We start from the raw sequence: 20,094 nt of genomic DNA, 5'->3' as shown, positions 1-20,094 counted from the left end.
CCTTCTCCCGAAGGGAGAAGGTGCTCTTCATTGCGGAGCTTCGGGTGGTGGCTTTACGCCACCACCACGGGGATTTTCCCGATGCGCGCCTGCCATTCCTTCGGCCCGGTCTGGTGCACCGAGGTGCCCGCCGAGTCGACGGCGACGGTCACCGGCATGTCCTTCACTTCGAATTCGTAGATCGCTTCCATGCCCAGATCGGCGAAACCGACGACGCGCGAAGCCTTGATCGCCTTGGAGACCAGATAGGCGGCGCCGCCCACGGCCATCAGGTACACCGACTTGTGCTTCTTGATCGCCTCGATGGCCGCCGGGCCGCGTTCGGCCTTGCCGACCATGCCCAGCAGGCCGGTCTGCGCCAGCACCTGCTCGGTGAACTTGTCCATGCGGGTGGCCGTGGTCGGACCGGCCGGGCCCACCACCTCGTCACGCACCGGATCAACCGGGCCGACGTAGTAGATGAAGCGGCCCTTGAAGTCGACCGGCAACGGCTCGCCCTTGTTGAGCATGTCGACCATGCGCTTGTGCGCGGCGTCGCGGCCGGTCAGCAGCTTGCCATTGAGCAGCAGCACCTCGCCCGGCTTCCAGCTCGCCACTTCCTCGGGGGTGATCGTGTCCAGGTTCACGCGACGGCCCTTGCTGGCGTCGTAGGTGAGCTTGGGCCAATGCTCCAGCGACGGCGGCTCCAGCGCGACCGGGCCGGAACCATCCAGCGTGAAGTGCGCATGGCGGGTGGCCGCGCAGTTGGGAATCAACGCCACCGGCAGGTTGGCCGCGTGGGTCGGGTAATCCTTGATCTTCACGTCGAGCACGGTGGTGAGGCCGCCCAGGCCCTGCGCGCCGATGCCGAGCGCGTTGACCTTCTCGTACAGCTCGATGCGCAGCTCTTCGACGCGGTTCCGCGGGCCGCGCGCGATCAGCTCCTGGATGTCGATGTGCTCCATCAACGATTCCTTGGCCAGCAGCATGGCCTTCTCGGCGGTGCCGCCGATGCCGATGCCCAGCATGCCCGGCGGGCACCAGCCGGCGCCCATGGTCGGCACGGTCTTGAGCACCCAGTCCACGATGGAGTCGGACGGGTTGAGCATGGCGAACTTGGACTTCGCCTCCGAACCGCCGCCCTTGGCGGCAACGATCACTTCAACCTTGTCGCCCGGCACGATCGACATGTTGATCACCGCCGGGGTGTTGTCCTTCGTGTTCGTGCGCTTGCCGGCCGGATCGGCCAGCACGCTGGCGCGCAGCTTGTTGTCCGGGTCGTTGTAGGCGCGGCGCACGCCCTCGTTGACCATGTCTTCGAGCGACAGCGTGGCGTCCCACTGCACGTTCATGCCGACCTTGACGAACACCGTCACGATGCCGGTGTCCTGGCACAGCGGGCGATGGCCTTCGGCGGCCATGCGCGAGTTGATCAGGATCTGCGCCATCGCGTCCTTCGCGGCCGGCGACTCCTCGCGCTCATAGGCGGCGGCGAGGCTGGTGATGTAGTCGACGGGATGGTAGTAGCTGATGTACTGCAGGGCGTCGGCGACGGACTGGATCAGGTCGTCTTGCTTGATGATGGTCATGGCGGCTGCTTCGACTCCGGGGGTTACGGCGTCGAAACAGGGGATGTCCACGACGCACAACCCTTCTATTGTGCCGTAAAACCGCCCGCCGCCCCGGAACCCGCGCCGCGGCCCGGTCTGCTTGCCCGCCGATGGCATGACTCGGCCAAAAGGCATAGCCGCAATAATTTGCGCGTGGAGCCCAGTTGCGGCATCACTTTCGTATTTTCTTGCGTCAAATCAGCCACTTCCAAGAAAGTCGACAGCGCGCTAGCTTCCACGGGGCCAGCGCGATGTTCTTCAGGGGGCGCCTGGGCTGTTGGGGAATGTGTTCACGACCGTTTGGCTCACGGCCTTGGCCGGGAGGGTGGCGTGCATCGCTGGCGCGACCGACCGGTGCGACCGTTTCTACCCTTGGAGAACTGAACATGCATTGGAACTTGCATCGCAAGTCGCTGGCGGCGTCGCTGGCCCTGCTGCTGTGCGGCACCACCACCGCCGCGTTCGCCGGCAACTCGCCGACGGATCTTGGCCCCAGTGACCAGAACCAGAAGGTCAGCGTCACCCTCGTGCTGGGCCTGCGCAACCAGGCCGCGCTGGAAAGCTTCATCGCCAGCACGGTGACGCAGGGCGATCCCAACTATCACCGCTTCCTCACCACCGACCAGTTCGCCGACCGGTTTGGCGCCAGCGCCAGCGATATCGGCAAGGCGCAGGCTTTCATCAAGCAGGCCGGGCTGACCCAGGTGGAGCTGCTGCCCAACCATCTCGCCATCAAGGTGAGCGGTACGGTGGGCCAGTTCAACAAGGCCTTCCAGACATCCATTCACGACTTCAAGGCAGACAACGGCTCGAGCTTCCGGCGCCCGAACGTCACGCCGACCCTGCCCTCCTCGCTCAGCGGCACGCTGGTGGTGGCTTCGGGCCTGAGCACCGAGGCGCGCTATCGCTCCCATCGCCTGCGCGCGGTGGACGCCCCGCAACAGGGCACGACGGCCAACACCTTCGCCAAGACCGCCTCCACGGCGGCCGCGCCGGCGACAACCCCTTGCACCGGCAATGCAACGGCCACCTGCACGCCGGGCGAATTCACCGTAGGCGACGTGGCCAATCGCTACAACGTCAATCCGCTGTACAAGGCGGGCGTCACCGGCAAGGGCTCGACGATCGGCATCGCCACGCTGGCCGACTTCCTGCCCAGCGACGCCTATGCCTACTGGAGCGCCATCGGCCTTGCGGTCAAACCCAACCGCATCACGCAGGTGCATGTGGACGGCGGCGGCCCATTGAGCGGCGCGGCGGGCTCGGGCGAAACCTCGCTGGACGTGGAACAGTCCGGCGGCTTGGCGCCGTGGGCGGACATCATCGTGTATGACGCGCCCAACACCGACGCGGGCTTCTTCGATGTGTTCAACCAGGCCGTGTCGGACAACAAGGTCGACAGCCTGTCGGTGAGCTGGGGCTCGCCGGAAATCTTCTATTTCCCGCAGCTCAACGGCGGCGTGGACTTCACCGATGAACTGCGCGCCTTCCACCAGGTGTTCCTGGAGGCGGCCGCGCAGGGCATCTCGATGTTCGCCACCTCGGGCGATTCGGGCGCGTATGACACCGTGCGCAGCCTGGGCGGCCTGCCCAGCGATCCGGTGCCGCCGCCACTGACCGCGGATGCGCCGGGTTCCGATCCGTACATCACCACCGCCGGCGGCACCACCGTGCCGTTCACCTACAGCTTCCGCGGTGGTCCGTCGGTGTCGCTCACCAAGGAATCGGTCTGGGGCTGGGACTACATCAACAACTACTTCCAGACCTACCTCGGCATCGACCTCACCAGTGGCGTGTATTCGGTCGGTGGCGGTGGTGGCGTGAGCGTGTTCTGGAAGCAGCCGAACTACCAGTTGTTCACCTCGGGCATCCGCAAGAGCGAGAAGAACCAGACCCTCTACCTGCCGCAGTACGGCATCAATTACACGCTGCCGGCCAACTATCACGGCCGCAACGTGCCTGACGTGTCGCTCAACGCGGATCCGGAGACGGGCTACAGCTTCGTGTCGTCGCTGGACGGCCCGGGCCTGCTGACCTTCGAAGGCGGCACCAGCTTCGTGGCACCGCAGCTCAACGGCATCAGCGCACTGCTGAAACAGTCGACCCACGGCCGCATCGGCTTGTGGAACCCGCAGATCTATTTCCTGCAAAACGTCTTCGGTTACGGCCCGTATTCGGCCTTCAACGACATCCGTGCCGGGGACAACTGGTTCTACAAGGGCGTCTCCGGTTATGACCCCGGCGCCGGCATCGGCACGTTGAACGTGACCAACCTGGCGTTGTTCCTCAGCGTGTTCTGAGGCTGTTTCCGCAGCGCCATGCAAAGGCCGGCGCCGCGAGGCGCCGGCCTTTTGCCTGGCACGCGCGACGCCGCGCCGCCGGGGGTTGCTGCCGACGATGGCAACCGCCATGCTCGCCGGAACCATCCGCATTGCAGGGCTCCATGAGCGACACCACGACGTCCGGCGGCTACGTTCGCCGTCTTCGCCCCTTGGACGCGGCCATGATCGTGGTCGGCGGCATCATCGGCGGGGGCATCTTCCTCAACCCCTACGTCGTGGCGATGCGCACATCGTCCGGCCTGTCGCTGCTTCTCATGTGGGTGGGCGCGGGTGTCCTCACGCTCATCGGTGCGCTCTGCTACGCGGAACTGGGTGCTCGGCGCCCCCACGCGGGTGGCAGCTACGTTTACCTGCGCGAGGCGTTCGGCCCACTGGCAGGCTTCCTGTTCGGCTGGAGCATGCTGCTGGTGATCTATTCGGGGTCGACGGCGGCGGTAGCCACCATCTTTGCCAGCTACGCGACCACACTGTTCGGCCTGCCCGCCACGGCGACCACGAGCCTGGCCATCGGTGCGCTGGTCTTCGTGGCGCTGATCAACCTGTTCGGCCTGCGCCTGGGCGCGCAGGTCCAGAACCTCTTCACCCTGCTCAAGCTGATGGCGGTGGCGGTGCTGGTGGTGTGCGGGCTGCTGCTGGCGGGGGCCAACCCCCACGGCATCCTGGCCACCGACCCGCAGACCGCGGACGTGGGCTTCATGGGCGCGGCGTTGCCGGTACTGTTCGCCTATTCCGGCTTCACCTACCTCAACAATCTGGCCGGCGAGGTCAGCGACCCGCAGCGCACTCTGCCACGCGCCCTGTTGATGGGAATGCTGCTGGTGATCGCCGCCTACGCGCTGGTCAATCTGGCCTATCTCGCCGTGCTTGGCCATGCCGGCCTCGCTGCCAGCCGGGCTCCCGCCGCCGACGTGATGCAGCGGGTATTCGGTACCGCCGGCGCGAAGCTGATTGCCGTGGGCGTGGCGATTTCAGCGCTGGGCTTCTGCAACATCACCCTGGTGGCGGGTGCCCGCGTGCTGCAGGTGATGGGCCAGGATGGCCTGTTCTTCCGCAGCGTGGCCACCCTGCACCCGAAGCACCACACGCCGAATGTCGCGCTGCTGCTGCTCTCGGGCTGGGCCATCGTGCTGGTATGGTCAGGCAGCTACAGCCAGCTGCTCGATTACGCCACTTTTGGCGACTGGCTTGCCTGTGCGGTCGGCGTCGGCACCCTGTTCTGGTATCGCAGGCATGGCGGATCGCAAGTCAACTTCCGCGTGCCTGGCTACCCGCTGCTGCCCCTGGTCTTCATTGCCATGATCGGCCTGGTCATGGTCCAGAGCCTGCGCGCGAGCCCCGTCAACACCGGCATCGGCCTGCTGATCATGGCCGCCGGCATCCCTGTTTACGTCGTCTGGCGACGGCTGTTCAGCCGGGTGGCTTCGTAAGGTTCACCCAGCAATGCGACAATCACGGGATCACGAGGGAGAGCTTTACCGATGGCGCACGCGCAAGACCAGATCCTCACGCCCCGTCCGACCGGCACCATCGTGCCGGAGAAGATTCGCGAAGGGATCGATCTGGAGATCAACGGCCGGCCTTACCGTCACACCGGTGACGACCAGATGCCGCTGCTGTGGTACCTGCGCGATGTGTTGCGCCTGACCGGCACCAAGTACAGCGGCGAGCATGGCGAAGGCGGCCATGACCTCGTGCTGGTGGACGGCAAGCTCGCCTCGGCCACCTCCCTCCCCATGCTCCATGTCGCGGGCAAGTCGGTCACCACGGTGGAGGGCCTCGCCGGCGCGGACGGCAAGCTGCATCCGCTGCAGCAGGCGTTCATCGACGAGAACGCGATCGGCTGCGGCTACTGCACGCCCGGCTGGCTGATGGCCTCGGTGGATCTGCTCAACCGCCATCCGCAACCCAGCGACAACGAGATCGACCAGTTGCCCAACCTGTGCCGCTGCGGCTGCCAGACCCGCGTGCGTCGCGCGATCAAGCGCGTTGCCAATGGAGCACGCGCATGAGCCGGCATCACGACAACAGCCCGCAGCTCTCGCGCCGCCGTTTCCTGCAGGTGCTGACCGGCACCGCCGGCGCCCTCGTGGTCGGCATTCGCCTGGCCGACGCGGCGGACCTGCCCGTGCCGCCCGCTTTCCTCGGCGACACGCTGTACGGCCTGGGCGCCTACGTGCGCATCGACGCCGACGGCAACGTGATCATCGGTGCGCGCGATCCGGATACCGGCACGGGCACCGCCACGGCGTTGCCACGCATCATCGCCGATGAACTCGACGCCGACTGGAGCCGCGTGAGCGTGGCGCCGATGGGCCTGGGCGTGGAAGACGACAACGGCAAGCCGCGCTGGATCTATGGCCACCAGACCGGCGGCCTTGGCGATTCGATTCCGGCCGGGTGGGCCGACCTGCGCCAGGTCGGCGCCACCGCCCGCTGGTTGCTGCTGCAGGCGGCGGCGCCGCGCCTGGGCGTACCGTCGGATCGCCTGCGCTGCGAAGCGGGCCAGGTGATCGCTCCGGACGGCCGCAAGATCGGTTATGGCGAGCTCGCCGAAGCCGCCGCGAAAATCGCCCCGCCGACGTCGCCGGTGACGCTCAAGACGCCGGACCGCTATACCTTGATCGGCAAGCCTGCCGCCGACGTCGACGCGCGCGCGATCGTTACCGGCCAGGCGGTGTACGCGCTGGACAGCTACGCCAGCGACACCCTGGTGGCCGTGCTCAGCCACTGCCCCTGGACCGACGGCAGCGTCGAGAGCCTGGACACCAGCGAGACCACCGCCGTCAAGGGCGTGGTCAAGGTGCTGCAGCTCAAGCCCGAACCGGGCATCGCGCTGGGACAGACCGTGCGCGCGCCCGCCGTGGCGGTGATCGCCGAGAACACCTGGGCCGCCCTGCAGGGTCGTGCCAAGCTCAAGCTGAAGTGGAAGGCCGGCAGCCAGAACGAAAACAGCGCCTGGTTCGAACAGCAGGCGAACGATCTGGTCAACGACAAGAACGCCGTGCCCACGACCCGCGTACGCAACGACGGTGACGTCGATGCCGCCGGCAGGAAGGCCGCGCGCCGCGTCGAGGCCACCTACGTGCAGCCCTGGCTGGCCCATGCCACCGCCGAGCCCATGAACTGCCTCGTGCGCATCGACAAGGACGGCGCCTCGCTCGTGGTGCCCACCCAGTCGCCGCAGCAGGCATGGCAGGTGGTGCAACGGCTCACCGGGCTGTCGCCCTCGCAGATCACCATCAACGTGCCGCGCGTGGGCGGCGGCTATGGCCGACGCCTCGATCACGACTACGTGGCCGAAGCGGTGATGCTGGCCAAAGAGGTCGACAAGCCGGTCAAGCTGATGTGGACGCGCGACGAAGACCTCGCGCAGGACTACTACCGCTCCGCCAGCGTGCACAAGTTCTCCGCCACGCTCGACGGCAAGCGCCAGATCGTCACCTGGAACCAGCGCATGGCGAGCGCGTCGGCGCTGGCGCAACGAGGCATTCCCGACAACCGGCTGTGGGTGTCCGAGGTCGATGCGCACCAGTTGCCCGCGGGCCTGGTGCCCAACCTGCGCAACGACTGGTATGGCCTGCCCTCGGTGATGCCGCGCGGTTTCGCTCGCGGCATGCCGCACGTGAGCAACGCCTTCGCCGTCGAGAGCTTCGTCGACGAGATCGCGCACTCGCTGAAGGAAGACCCGCTGGTCACGCGCCTGCGCCTGATCGGCGAACCCCGCCAGATCCCGCTGGGCAACGACCGCGTGCTCGACACCGGCCGCCTCGCCAACGTGCTCAGGCTGGTGGCCGACCGCATCGAGTGGAAGAACTGGCTGCGCACGGTGAATGGCCTGGGCATTGCCTGCTGGTACGTGGACGGCGCCTATGTCGCGCATGCCATCGAAACCTCGCTGCAGGGCGACCGGCTCAACATCGAGCGCGTCGTATGCGCCGTCGACGTGGGCCGCGTGATCAACCCCGCGGGCCTCGAGGGCCAGGTCGCGGGCGCCACGCTCGATGCGATTTCCACGGCGCTCAACCTGCAGGTCACCTACAAGGACAGCCAGGTCCAGCAGCACAACTGGAAGGACTATCCGCTGGCGAGCATGGCGCAGCTGCCTGATGCCACCGACGTGATCATCATGCCGGGCGAAGGCAATCCCGCCGGTGCGAGCTTCCTCGGCATGCCGTCGGCCGCGCCGGCACTGGCCAATGCCGTGTTCCGCGTAAGTGCGGTACGCGTGCGCCGGCTGCCGCTGCTGAAGGAAATGCTGCGCATGCTGTGATGCGATCGCGGCGCGCCACCGCCGCGATCCGCAGACGGTTTTGTGATGGAAATGTGTAGCGTCACGCGTGCCGCATGGCACGCGTGCGCGTGCACACACGTTGCATTCGAAATGTCCTACGATGCCGTGCCTGCAGCGATGCCGGGGTTCGCTGCCACCACGCGCCCGAAGGACCGTCAATGCGTCTCCGCCTCGCACTGATTGCCTTGCTGTTGCTGTGCACGCCCCTTGCCGTTGCGGCGCAGACGACCGGCGCCGCGGCGACGGCACCATGCGTCGGGCTGGTGCTCGGCGGCGGCGGCGCGCGTGGCGCGGCGCATATCGGCGTGCTCGAAGTGCTGGAGCGCGAACACATCCCCGTCTGCCGCGTCGCCGGCACCAGCATGGGCTCGATCGTCGGCGGCATGTACGCGGCGGGCTACACGCCGGAGGAGATGCACCGCATCATCACCTCGCTGGACTGGAACGAGCTGTTCACGGACGACCCCGCGCGCGAAGAAATGCCGATGCGCCGCAAGGATGCGGACTATCGTTACCTGCTCAATTTCGAGGTCGGCTACAAGAACGGCCGCATCATCACCCCGGCGGGCGTGGTGCAGGGACAAAAGCTGCTGCTGCTGTTGCGTCGCCTGCTCATTTCCACGTGGGATGTACGCAACTTCGACAACCTGCCGATTCCCTTCCGCGCCGTCGCCACCGACATCGTCGCGGGCAAGCCGGTGGTGTTCGGCTCGGGCGACCTCGCGCTCGCGATCCGTTCCAGCATGTCGGTACCGGGCGCGTTCGCGCCGACCAACGTCGATGATCAGCTGTTGGTCGATGGCGGCCTGATGGACAACGTGCCGATCGACGTCGTGCGCGGCATGGGCGCGCAGCAGCTCATCGTGGTCAACGTGGGCTCGTCCCTGGCCAAACGCGAGGAACTGAGCAATCCCGTGGCGGTGCTGAACCAGATGGTGAGCGCGCTGATGGATGAAAAGACGCGTCGCCAGCTCGACACGCTGGGGCCCAACGACATTCTCATCACGCCCGCGCTGGGCGACATGAGCGCCGCCGAATTCAACCGCGGCGCCGAGGCCATCACCATCGGCCGCGCGGCGGCGGAAGCTGCGCTGCCCAGGCTGCGCACCCTCGCGGTGGGGCCTGAGCAATGGAACAGGTACCTCGCCGGTCACCGGCAGCGCGATTTCGATCCGGGCCTGGTGGCGTTCCTCAAGGTCACTCCCGCGCACACGCAGACCGCCGACTACGTCGCGGAGCGCCTGCAGAAGGACGTCGGCAAACCGCTCGAGACCGACAAGCTCGAAAGCCAGATCGGCGAGATCTATGGGCGCGGCAACTACCAGCAGATCGACTATCACCTGCAACAGGAAGGCGACCAGCGCGGCTTGTTGATCATTCCGCGCGACAAGCCGTGGGGACCGATCTACGGCAAGGTCGGTTTCCAGCTCGACGACGATTTCCAGGGTCGCAGCGAATACCTCATCTCCGGCGAGCTCAACGCCACCAACATCAACCGCTATGGCGGCGAGTGGCGCAGCACGTTGTGGGCGGGTCGCATCGGTGGCCTGGCCAGCGAGTTCTACCAGCCGTTCGGGCAAGGCGCGTCCGCCTATGTGATGCCGTCGCTGTTGTTCCGCAACGAAGACATTCCCTTCTTCGACGACAGCGGCAATCACCAGCTGGCCGAGTACCGCGTGAAACGGCGCAGCGCGGGGCTGGAAGGCGGATGGTCGCCGACCAGCACGTGGCGACTGCTCGCCTCGGTGACGCGCGGCAGCGACAACGGCGACCTGCGCATCGGCATACCCTCCGCTTCCGTTCCATCGGGGGACACCGGCAACAACATCATCTTTCCGCCCAGCCAGACCAGCGAATACAGCGTGGTACGCGTGGGCACGGACTGGGATAGCCTGGACAACGCGCAGTTCCCGTCGCGCGGCGCGCACATCAACCTGTACTACGACATGTACCGCCCGTTCCTTGGCGGTCGCCAGGAAGGCGACGTCGCGAGGCTGGTCGCGGACTGGGTGCCGGACCTCTGGCCGCAGAACGGGCGCTATCGCCTGCTGCTCGGCCTGCGCGCAAGCAGTGCGCTCGACAACACCAAGTTCTTCGAGGCGCAGAGTTTCCTGGGTGGGTTCCTCAACCTTTCCGGTTATTCGGAACGCTCGCTCTATGGCAACCAGTCGGCGCTGGCGCGAGCCGTGCTTTACCGGCGCACCGGACAAATGGATGCCATCTTCTCCACGCCCGTCTACGTCGGCGCCAGCCTGGAAGCCGGCAATACCTGGCATGACAAGAACGACGTGCAGCTCAATTCGCTGATCTACGCAGGCAGCATGTTCCTGGGCATCCAGACGCCGCTGGGGCCGTTGTTCCTCGGCTACGGCTATGCGCAGGGTGGACACAACTCCATCTACCTGACCTTCGGTTCGCTGCTGCGCCCGCAGCTGTAACCCGCGCGGCCTCGCAAGCTGCTCGCCAAGGCTGCCCGGACAGGACGGCAATCGCGTGGCCTCCACAAAAGGCAACGCACAATCCCGCCGCCGCCCACCGTTCCGCGTGGGCTTTTGCCATGGAGCCATGCCATGAAACTCCTGCGTCTGTTCGTCACAGCCGTCAGCCTGGTGCTTTGTGCGTGCTCGACCGTCAGCGTCACCAACCAGTGGCGTGATCCCTCATGGGCCGGTCCGCCGGCGTCCAACGTGGTGGTCGTGGGCATTTCGCGCAGCGACACCATGCGGCGTGTCTTCGAGGACACCTTCGCGCAGCAACTGCAGGCCGCCGGCGTACAGGCCGCCGCCAGCTATACGCAGATACCGCCCGGCAACGGTGGCGCCGTGCGACTGCGCGACCTCGTGAAAGGCACCGGCGCGCAGGCCGTGCTGGTGACGCGCGTGCAACGCGTGCAGCAGAAAGTCAGTGTCACGCCGAGCGGCCCGTACTACGGCGGTTTCTACGGTTGGTACGGCGGCGCATGGGCGTCCACGCCCGACATCAACCAGTACGAAGTCGTCACGCTGGAAACCAGCGTGTGGGATGCGCGCAACGAAAAGCTGATCTGGACGGTGACCACCGAAAACGTGGCCACCAACGACATTCCCAAGACCTCGACCCAGCTTGCGCAAACGCTGATTCCGAAGATGAAGGCCGACGGCATCCTGCGCTGACGCGATGCTCCAACCGACGGGTTGCCGGCCTAGCGCCGGAACCCGCCACCCATCCGTCCACCACCGAAGCGCCCGCCGCCCGCCGACCCGCGGAAGCCGCCCATCTGCCCGTGATAGCGGTTGTTGTAGTTGCTGCGGTCGAACTGCTGGCGTTGTTGCGGCCGCGCCTGCTCGCGCTGCTGGAACGATGCGCTGTCCGCGCTGCGATCGCGCGCCATGCGGTCGCGATTCGTATCGGCGCTGTCCGGCCCGTTCACGCGGTTGAAGTCGCCCTTGTTGTCGACCTTCTGCCAACCCTGGTCCTGGTCGTAGCGATAGACGTTGCCGTCCTTGCCGGCATAGACCTTGTCGTTGATGTCCACCACGCCGCCGCGGCTCACCTCGCCGGTCGCCTTGTCGTAATGCACGTAGCCGGCGCCACGCGCATCGCCGCCGGCGCCCTGTGAGTTGAACGCGCCCGCCGCGCCGGCGCCCTGGTCCGTGCGGCCGGCCACGCCAGCCTGTTGCGTGACGCGCCCCGTGTTCGTATTGGCCACGGTGCGTTGTCCGCCCGCCACGGCGTTGCCCGTATACGGATTCACCGCTGCCGCACCCTGCCCGCCGACCACGCGACCCGTCTGCGGGTTGTAGCGGATGCCGCCGGCGGCGGCCGTGGTGGTGCCGGTGTAGATGTTGGTGTTGCGCCCCGCATAGCCCACGCCGCGGCCACCCGTGGCTTCGTTGTAGTAACCGCCGCGACCGGCGCGCCCGACGTTGCCCGTCCACGGATTGGCCCAGCCGGCGACCTGTCCCGACACCACCGCATTGCCCCAGCGCCCGTACACGTTGGCTGCCGCGATCGCGCCGCCCCAGTAACCGGGGTAATAGCCGGGGTAGTAACCCCAGTAGCCCCACGGGCCCCACCACGGTCCATACCACGCGGACGCCCATGCCCAGCCCCAGGCATAACCGAAGCCCCAGCCTGCCCACGGCGTCCAGCCGAAGGACACGCCGAAGCCGTAGGTGGCCGGGCAGCCGTACCAGATGTCGTTGCCCACCCACGGATCGCAGGCGTAACCCGTGCCGTACACCACCACGCCATCGCTCACCACGGTGCCGTAGTAGCCCGGCGAATAGCCCACGTAGACGTCGTTGCCCTCGTGGCCGTACACGAAGACGTAGGTGACGTAATGCAACGGCGAGCTGGCTGGAATCGAATAGATCACCGACGGCACTTCCAGCGCTACCGACCATGGCCCGTTCGGATCGGCCGCGGTGAACCACACGCCGTTCTGCACCGCGTAGTACGCGCTGGCATCCACGCGGATGACCGGCACCTCGGTGTTCCATGCGTACGACAGCGTCGTACCTTCGATGGGGCGAAACTGCGGCGCGCCGTCATAGCTCAAGTGGAGCACCGCCGTGTGGCTGTTCACCGTGGCCGTCTGCGGGATGCTGTTGGCGATCAGCGCCTCGCGCGCCTCAGGCGTGCCGGGAATCGACGCCAGTGCGGCGCTCTTGGGGCTGTCCGGCGGGATGCTGGCGAAATCGCCCGGCAACGATCCGCCCGCCACGTAACGCCAGGGGCCGTTGGTCGATTCGGCGGTAAACCAGCGGCCGGAAATCAGCACGTACCACGTCAGGCCATGCGCCTGGTCCACGAACACGTCGGACGCCGTGTTGCTCACATAGGCGAGCTGCGTTCCCTCGATCGCCGCGAACTGCGGTTCGCCGTCGACCATGATCAGCTCCGACGGCTGCGAACGCACATAGATCTCGGGGATCTGCCCGGAGTCGAGCACCTTCTTCAGCGCATCCGACGGGTTTTCCAGCGTATCCACCTGCTTGGCGTTCACCGGCTCGTGCGCGGCCTTGGTGACCGCCGGCGGCGGCGACTTGGTCAGCGCCCACGGACCGTCGAGCGACGATGCCGTCACCCATCGACCCGCGAACGTCAGGTAGTACTGCTGGCCCTGCTGGAGTATCAACGAGCGCGTGTTGACGATGCGATTGACGCCGGCGGTACCCGATGGCTTGCTGGCCGGCGCGCCGTCGATCAGCACGAGCAGCGCGGGCTTGAACGAGAAGATGATCTGCGGCGGATCGTTGCGCACCGCTTCGTTCTTCACGTCGTTCTCCTGCTGGCTGATCGCCAGCGAGGCCTCCAGCGTATCGAGGTTGGCCACCTGGTGGCTGCGCGCGGCGATCTTGCGCAAGACATCGAGATAGCGCGACTGCTGGGCGGCTTCGGTGGGAAACGACACCTTGTCCACGGTGACCTGGGACAGCGTCACCTGGCGCAGCACCTTGTCCGTTTCGGTGCGCGCAGTGACCCACGCCACGCCATAGGCCATCACGTCGTGCGACTTGCCGTCGCTGCCGACCTGCGTACCGGTCTTCACCGCCACGGCGATGCGCCCCTTGAGCTGGCCATTCACCCAGCTGTCGAGCTGGGGATGGTGCAACACCATGTGCAGTCCATCGACATCGAAGGTGTGCGGCCATTCGCGGAAGTCCGCGTTCTGGCCTTGCGGCGTCGCCGCCTTGCCGCCCTGCTGCGAATGGACAGGCATGCCCGCCAGCAGGGCAAGCGCCAGCATCAGGCCGAGCCAACGCATCGCGCGCATGCTGCACCTCACGGCTGATCGTCATGGTGGTGCGCACGAGCATGAACTGCGGGCATGGCGCCCGATAGCGCAAAACTTCGCAAGGACTACCGGGTAAATTTACCTAGGAGAGCCCCCCTCGGGCGTCAGTGGAACTGATCGCTTGCCGGTACCCACGACGTGCTGCCCGAACGTGCCGGCCCGGTAGGCACCGTCACCGGATCGAGGTTGGTGCAGCCGGGCGGCAGCGGACCGCCGGCCACGCGCGCCGCGGCGCATTGCGCGCTGTTGTCCAGCTTGACCGTCGCCATGGTCGGCGCGCCAGCGGTGGACGGCGCGGGCGGCACCAGCGGGTTGCCCGGCGCCAGCTTCATCCTGTCGTAGACCACGTCGTCGACGGGCTTGGGTGGCGGATTGCCGTCGCCGCAGCCAAACAGCGCGACCGGGAACAGCGGCATCACCACGCATTCGACGCGCACGCCGCGCGGCAAATTGAACGTGTGGCGCAGCGTGGTCTTCTCGACCGCGTGACGCAGCGCGGTGTCGATCGAGCTCTCGCCTTCGGGGGTCCAGTCCTTCTCGAAGCGCGTGGCCTGATAGCCGATGTTGGGCGTGCCGTGCGACATGATCTCGGTATTGCCGTGCGGCTTGAGCTGCACGTAGGTGCCGGTCACGCCCTGCTCGCCCTGCCCCGAGGGCGAACCTTGTCCGTGGGACCCCTGGCCGCTGCCCTGCCCCGGCGGCAGCGAGAGGTTGAGCCCGTTGCCCTGGGTGGTCGCGGTGGACTGGTTCGTGCCATTCGGCTGGCCCGGCGTTCCCGTGTTGCTGCCTTGCGGCGTGGCATTGGGCGCACTGCTCACGCCCTGCTCGCCGGCTGACTGGGTCGCCTGGCTGCCGCTGGCGCTCGCCTGCGCGCTCGATGCGTTCTGGGCCTGCGACGAAGACGGCGAGGAAGCCGCGCTCGGCTGGTTGGAAGGCGCTTCCGAAGGCGTCTCGAGCGAGATCTGCGGGCGCGCTATCGAAGGCTTGTTGTCCACCGCGACGGCCGTCGGCGCGACCGCCTGCAGGCGGGGCGCCTGCGGGCGCTCCAGGCTCGGTTGCGGATTGGGCGGCAACGGCACCGCTTCCAGTTCCGGCTCTTCGACGCGGATGGCGGGTGATTCCACCTTGGGTTGCTCGCGCGGGACGACCGCGGTCACCGTGTTCGGCTGCGGCTGCAGGTTCACCGTTGGCGCGGCCTGCGCAGGCAGCGGCACCGCCTGCATCTCGGGTTCCGGCGGCGCGACAGGCTCGTCGGCGCGCGTCACCGGGGCGATGCTGGGGCGGGTATTGGCCGGCGCCGCCTTCTCCATCGCGATGGTCGGTGGAGTCACGATCGGCGCCGATTGCGGGGGCAGCTCCTCGATCGCCATCGATGCCGGCGGCGGCACGGCCTGGTTGCCCTCGGCCTGCGGCTTGCGCACGGGCTCGGGCTGGAACTTCGGCGGCGCCGGCTTGGGCGCGGGCGGTGTTTCCAGCGTGACCTGCGGCGGTTCGGGCGCGGCCGGCACCGGCTGCAGGGTTTCCGTGGGCGCGGGCTTGGGCACGCTCACCGGCGGCAGCGGTGCGGCCGTGAGGGTGGGCTTGGGTGCGCTCGCATTCGGCGCCTCGGCGATCACCGGTGTCTGCAATGCGGGCACCGGCACGGGCGAGAGTTCGGCGTTCGTGCGCGTGGACGAACTGCTCTGCTTCGCCGTGCGTGGCGCATTGCTGGCGTTGCCGCGATGCACCGGGCCGACCTGCTTGGGCGGCGTGCCGCGGACCGGTGGCGGCGGCGTTGGTTCTTCCCTGGGCTTTTCGATCAGGCGCACCACGAGCGGCGCGTTCGGTTCCTCGTTTTCTTCCAGGTCGTACGCCGGCCCGAGCACGGCGCCGACGAGAAAGACCATGTGCACGATCAAGGCGCCGGCCAGGGCGAGGATGCGCAGCCAGCGCTCGCGCGGGCGTTCCGTGCGGCGCCGGCGATAGACGAACGCACTCTCCGCCGCCGACTTCGGCGATGGCAACGTCACGGTCAGCCGGCTCACGGATTCCCTCTCCATGCGCGCAGTGTAGCGGGCACCGCCGACATTCTGTGCGGGCCTGGGATGCCACGGCGCCGTGCCCGCGCTCAGTGACCTTCTGGATGGGCGGGAGGCTGCGTGCGCTCGCGCAACTCGGCATCGACCGCACGCGTTGGCGTGTCGACCGGGCAGCCCTGCGGCAGCGGCTTGTCCGCGCGGTAGATGGCGATGCATTCCTCCACGCTCGGCCCCGGCGGCGCGGGCGTATCGGGCACCAGTGGATTGGCGGGCGCCATGTTGAGGCGCATGTCGGCACTCTTGCTCGTGGGCTTCGGCGGCGGATCACCGCTGCAACCACCCGCGAGCGCCGCCAGCGCGACGGCGCAATGGATGCGCACGCCCGGCGCGATGTGGAACGTATGCGTCACCATGCTCTTGTCCACGACGCGCTTCAGCGCGTCGTCGACCGAGCTCGCCCCATCGTTCCAGTCCTTGTCGAATCGCGTTGCCTTGTAGGTCACCGGGCTGTCGTGCTTCATCACCCGGGTATCGCCCTGCGGTCCGCGCTGCACATACCCGGGCGCCGTCGCTGGCGCGCTCGTCGCGGAAGCCGGCAACGTCGGCTCGCCCGTCGCATCGTAGAGCTGCGGCTTCGGCGCCACGGAGGAAGGCGACGCGGGCGCGGGCTCCGGCAAGGTCACCGTCATCGCCTGCTTCGCCGGCGGCTCGCGCACCACGGGCCTGGCCGGTGGCGGCGGAGGCAGAGGCGGAGGCGGCGCCATTTCCGGCGGTGCGGAAGGTGCCGCCGGCGGCGCGGCGCGGATCAGGCGAACCTGCAACGCATCCCTTCGTCCAAGCCGCGTCTCCTCAAGCGCACGCAGCCGCAGCTCGTGCCAGGTCAGCAGCGCGAACAACGCGTGCAGCGCCAGCACCAGCGCGAGCGCCACCCAGCGGCGCGCCCGGTCGGGCGACGCCTGGCGCCAGCGCATCTGGTGCAACAGTGCGCGCGTGGGGCCATCGAGTGGCGCCAGGCCGCGTGTCGGGGGCCCGGGCGGCGTCCAGCGATGATGTTCAACCTGCTCGGTGCGTTCGATGGGGATTCCCTTCTGTGGGACAGGGCAACCGCATGGCCAGGTTCCTTCCTGCCATGCGAGGGGGACTTCAGGTGACAAGCCACGCGCCCACGGGTTCCCCTTTCCCCGCACTGCAACTTGACCCTGCGAGGCATTGGGGAAACCCTAACGAGACGGCCTCCCCGGCCGTATCCGCCATGACCGCCCCCGCGTCCTGCACGCCTGGACGACCATGACGGCCCGCCATCGTCAGCCGCTTGCGCGGCTTCGTGCGGCGCCGCAGGTCATCGTCGGCACGAATCCGCGCCCAGCCATGGGAGGGTCGCATCGTGTCGTACAACACGGAAAACATCCGCAATATCGCCCTTGCCGGACATTCCAGCTCGGGCAAGACCACGCTGTTCGAAGCGCTGCTGCACGCCGGCGGCGTCATCCAGGCGCAGGGATCGGTGGAACGCGGCACCACGCAATCGGATACCGATCCACAGGAGAAATCGCGCGGCCACTCCATCGATTCGGCCATCGCCAGCATCGATGCGAACGGCTGCCATATCAATCTCATCGACACGGCCGGCTATGCGGATTTCCGCGGGCCGACCCTGTCCACCTTCGCGGCGGTGGAAACCGTGGCCGTGGTGGTCAACGCCTGCAACGGCATCGAGTACGGCACGCGCCGCATGATGGAACGCGCCGGCGAGCGGCGTGTCGCCCGCATCCTGGTGATCAACAAGATCGACTTCGAGGGCGCCCGCCTCGGCGCCCTGGTCGATGCGCTGCGCGATGAATTCGGCACGCAATGCCTGCCGGTGAACCTGCCCGGGCAAGGCGGCAAGCTGGTACGCGACTGCTTTTTCCACAGCGAAGGCCAGACCGATTTCTCCTCGCTGGCCGAAGCGCACCAGCGCATCGTCGACCAGGTGGTGGAAATCAACGAATCGGTGATGGGCCACTACCTCGATTCCGGCGAGGACGACCTCAGCCCGCAGGAACTGCACGATGCCTTCGAGCAGTGCCTGCGCGAAGGACACCTCATACCGATCTGCTTCGTCAGCGCCCGCACCGGCGCCGGCGTGAAGGAATTCCTCGAACTCGCCGAACGCCTGCTGCCCAATCCCGCCGAAGGCAACCCGCCGCCGTTCCTCAATGGCGAGAACGAAGAAATCACTGTCAATGCGGACCCCGAGCAACACGTGATCGCCGACGTGTTCAAGATCGTCAACGACCCCTTCGTGGGCAAGCTGGGCATTTTCCGCGTCTGGCAGGGCACGATCCGCAAGGATACGCAGCTGTTCATCGACGACAGCAAGAAGGCCTTCAAGGTCGGCCATCTGTTCCGCCTGCGCGGCAAGGCACACGAGGAAATCGACCACGCCATCCCGGGCGACATCGCCGCCATCGCCAAGGTGGAGGAAATCCATTTCGATGCGGTGCTGCACGACTCGCACGACGAAGACCGCATCCACCTGTCGCCGATACCCGTGCCGCAACCCATGTTCGGCCTGGCGCTGGAACCCAAGCACAAGGGACAGGAGCAGAAGCTCTCGCAGGCGCTCGGAAGGTTGGCCGAAGAGGACCCCTGCTTTCGCGTGGAGCATCACAAGGAACTCAACGAGACGGTGATCCGCGGCCTGTCGGACCTGCACCTGAAAATCATGCTCGAACGCATGAAAGAGCGTTATGGCGTCGAAGTGACTACGCATCCACCGCGCATCGCCTATCGCGAGACCATCGCCGGCCGCGCGGAAGGCCACCATCGCCACAAGAAGCAGACCGGCGGCGCCGGCCAGTTCGGCGAGGTGTTCCTGCGCGTGGAACCGCTCGATCGCGGCGCCGGCTTCGAATTCATCGACGCGGTGAAAGGCGGCGTCATTCCCGGCCAGTTCCTGCCCGCCATCGAGAAAGGCGTGCGCCAGGCGCTGGAAAGCGGCGCCATCGCCGGCTATCCCATCCAGGACCTGCGTGTCACCGTGTACGACGGCAAGTATCACCCGGTGGATTCCAAGGAAGTGGCCTTCGTCAGCGCCGGCAAGAAGGCCTTCCTCGACGCCGTGGGCAAGGCGCGGCCGATCGTGCTCGAACCCATCGTCGACGTCGAAGTGGCCATTCCCGAGGCGAGCGTGGGCGACGTGACCGGCGGCCTGGCGGGCAAGCGCGCGCGCATCATGGGCACCGATTCGCTGCGAGGGGGCGAGCTGGTGATCAAGGCGCAGGCGCCCCTGGCCGAGCTCACCGACTACCCTTCGGAACTGAAGGCAATGACCGGTGGCCGGGGCCGCTACAGCCTCGACCTCAGCCATTACGAACCCGTGCCTCCCCCGGTGCAGAAGCAACTGGCCGAGGCGTGGAAACCGCACGTGGAAGAAGACTGATCGCATCCGCCCGGTCGACGTGCGTGGCGTGTACCACGCATGTCGGGACGATGCGCACCGCTTGATGCGCGGCCACCACGCCGCCATGTCTTACCCATGCATGTGCGCCGGCAGCCGGCGCAGGAGGCACGATATGAGCCGCTCCTTCGTCAAGGACGCGGACGAGTCCGCTGGCGACAGGCTCCCGGACGTCCCGCTGAGCGAACACGCCAACTATGTGACGCCACGCGGACTCGCGCAGCTGCGCGAACGACTGATTACCGCGCGCGAACGGCGCGACGCGCTGCGTGTCGCCGCGGATACCTTGCCGCAGCAGAGCGAACTGGCCGCGCTCGAACGCGAAGTGCGCTGGCTCAACGCACGCGTGGGCAGCGCCATCGAAGTGGATCTGTCGCAGCAACCGCGCGATCGCGTGGCGTTCGGCGCGCTGGTGACCGTGGACAGCGACGAGGGCACGGCGTGCTACCGCATCGTCGGCGAGGACGAAGCCGACGTGGAGCACGGCCTCGTAAGCTACGTGTCGCCATTGGCCAGGGCCCTGCTCGGCGCGCGCGTGGGTGACGAAGCCGTATGGCAACGTCCGGCGGGCGACCTTACGGTGGAGGTCGTCGCCATCGAGTATCCCGCCGACGAACCCGCCCCTCCCCCCCC

The 20,094-nt window shown here is 67.3% G+C and carries 12 protein-coding genes; 8 read left to right on the top strand and 4 right to left on the bottom strand.

Going from position 1 to position 20,094, the window contains the following annotated elements:
- Nucleotides 1-53: 53 nt before the first annotated feature.
- The gene (locus JMF82_RS17030; protein WP_201315745.1) at nt 54-1,568 is read right to left on the bottom strand and encodes a fumarate hydratase; all 1,515 of its coding nucleotides are present in this window, start codon (nt 1,566-1,568) and stop codon (nt 54-56) included.
- A 407-nt stretch (nt 1,569-1,975) separates the two neighbouring features.
- Here JMF82_RS17030 and JMF82_RS17025 point away from each other — a divergent pair, with 407 nt between their 5' ends.
- The 6 genes from JMF82_RS17025 (at nt 1,976) to JMF82_RS17000 (ending at nt 11,374) form a co-directional block, all read left to right on the top strand.
- Nucleotides 1,976-3,889, top strand: a complete 1,914-nt coding sequence (locus JMF82_RS17025; RefSeq protein ID WP_201315744.1) for a S53 family peptidase — start codon at nt 1,976-1,978, stop codon at nt 3,887-3,889.
- 143 nt (nt 3,890-4,032) lie between these two features.
- Complete coding sequence (locus tag JMF82_RS17020; protein WP_201315743.1) at nt 4,033-5,358, top strand: amino acid permease; 1,326 nt, start codon at nt 4,033-4,035, stop codon at nt 5,356-5,358.
- Between the two features lie 51 nt (nt 5,359-5,409).
- Nucleotides 5,410-5,940, top strand: coding sequence for a (2Fe-2S)-binding protein (locus JMF82_RS17015; RefSeq protein ID WP_201315742.1), 531 nt, complete (start codon nt 5,410-5,412; stop codon nt 5,938-5,940).
- Complete coding sequence (locus JMF82_RS17010; RefSeq protein ID WP_201315741.1) at nt 5,937-8,201, top strand: molybdopterin cofactor-binding domain-containing protein; 2,265 nt, start codon at nt 5,937-5,939, stop codon at nt 8,199-8,201. Before JMF82_RS17015 ends, JMF82_RS17010 begins: the two co-directional genes overlap by 4 nt.
- 179 nt (nt 8,202-8,380) lie before the next feature.
- Nucleotides 8,381-10,660: a patatin-like phospholipase family protein gene (locus JMF82_RS17005; RefSeq protein WP_201315740.1), complete on the top strand. Its 2,280-nt coding sequence runs from the start codon at nt 8,381-8,383 to the stop codon at nt 10,658-10,660.
- Between the two features lie 132 nt (nt 10,661-10,792).
- Complete coding sequence (locus JMF82_RS17000; RefSeq protein ID WP_201315739.1) at nt 10,793-11,374, top strand: hypothetical protein; 582 nt, start codon at nt 10,793-10,795, stop codon at nt 11,372-11,374.
- Between the two features lie 29 nt (nt 11,375-11,403).
- Here JMF82_RS17000 and JMF82_RS16995 read toward each other — a convergent pair whose 3' ends face one another.
- The 3 genes from JMF82_RS16995 to JMF82_RS16985 all read right to left on the bottom strand — a co-directional run bounded on the left by JMF82_RS16995 (nt 11,404) and on the right by JMF82_RS16985 (nt 16,990).
- The gene (locus JMF82_RS16995; RefSeq protein WP_201315738.1) at nt 11,404-13,980 is read right to left on the bottom strand and encodes a hypothetical protein; all 2,577 of its coding nucleotides are present in this window, start codon (nt 13,978-13,980) and stop codon (nt 11,404-11,406) included.
- Between the two features lie 125 nt (nt 13,981-14,105).
- Complete coding sequence (locus JMF82_RS16990) at nt 14,106-16,025, bottom strand: hypothetical protein (RefSeq protein ID WP_236585535.1); 1,920 nt, start codon at nt 16,023-16,025, stop codon at nt 14,106-14,108.
- Nucleotides 16,026-16,108: 83 nt separating this feature from the next.
- A complete protein-coding gene (locus JMF82_RS16985) occupies nt 16,109-16,990 on the bottom strand; it encodes a hypothetical protein (protein WP_236585534.1) in 882 nt (293 codons plus the stop codon).
- A gap of 413 nt (nt 16,991-17,403) precedes the next feature.
- Between JMF82_RS16985 and fusA the strand changes: the two genes are divergently transcribed.
- Nucleotides 17,404-19,443: an elongation factor G gene (gene fusA / locus JMF82_RS16980; protein WP_201315735.1), complete on the top strand. Its 2,040-nt coding sequence runs from the start codon at nt 17,404-17,406 to the stop codon at nt 19,441-19,443.
- A gap of 133 nt (nt 19,444-19,576) precedes the next feature.
- The coding region (locus JMF82_RS16975; protein ID WP_201315734.1) for a GreA/GreB family elongation factor at nt 19,577-20,094 on the top strand (518 nt) is incomplete at its 3' end.

The sequence above is a fragment of the Dyella sp. EPa41 genome (assembly GCF_016586165.1).
In the GTDB taxonomy this organism is placed as follows: domain Bacteria; phylum Pseudomonadota; class Gammaproteobacteria; order Xanthomonadales; family Rhodanobacteraceae; genus Dyella.
The sequence above is the reverse complement of the archived record's forward strand: the minus strand, read 5'-3'. Positions and strand labels throughout refer to the sequence as shown.

Excerpts from the sequence above, each read along its gene's own strand:
- JMF82_RS16985 (WP_236585534.1), bottom strand. The coding sequence starts at position 16,990 with ATGCGCTGGCGCCAGGCGTCGCCCGACCGGGCGCGCCGCTGGGTGGCG.
- JMF82_RS17030 (WP_201315745.1), bottom strand. The coding sequence starts at position 1,568 with ATGACCATCATCAAGCAAGACGACCTGATCCAGTCCGTCGCCGACGCC.
- JMF82_RS17005 (WP_201315740.1), top strand. The coding sequence starts at position 8,381 with ATGCGTCTCCGCCTCGCACTGATTGCCTTGCTGTTGCTGTGCACGCCC.
- JMF82_RS17020 (WP_201315743.1), top strand. The coding sequence starts at position 4,033 with ATGAGCGACACCACGACGTCCGGCGGCTACGTTCGCCGTCTTCGCCCC.
- JMF82_RS17000 (WP_201315739.1), top strand. The coding sequence starts at position 10,793 with ATGAAACTCCTGCGTCTGTTCGTCACAGCCGTCAGCCTGGTGCTTTGT.
- JMF82_RS17010 (WP_201315741.1), top strand. The coding sequence starts at position 5,937 with ATGAGCCGGCATCACGACAACAGCCCGCAGCTCTCGCGCCGCCGTTTC.
- JMF82_RS17025 (WP_201315744.1), top strand. The coding sequence starts at position 1,976 with ATGCATTGGAACTTGCATCGCAAGTCGCTGGCGGCGTCGCTGGCCCTG.
- JMF82_RS16995 (WP_201315738.1), bottom strand. The coding sequence starts at position 13,980 with ATGCGCGCGATGCGTTGGCTCGGCCTGATGCTGGCGCTTGCCCTGCTG.
- JMF82_RS17015 (WP_201315742.1), top strand. The coding sequence starts at position 5,410 with ATGGCGCACGCGCAAGACCAGATCCTCACGCCCCGTCCGACCGGCACC.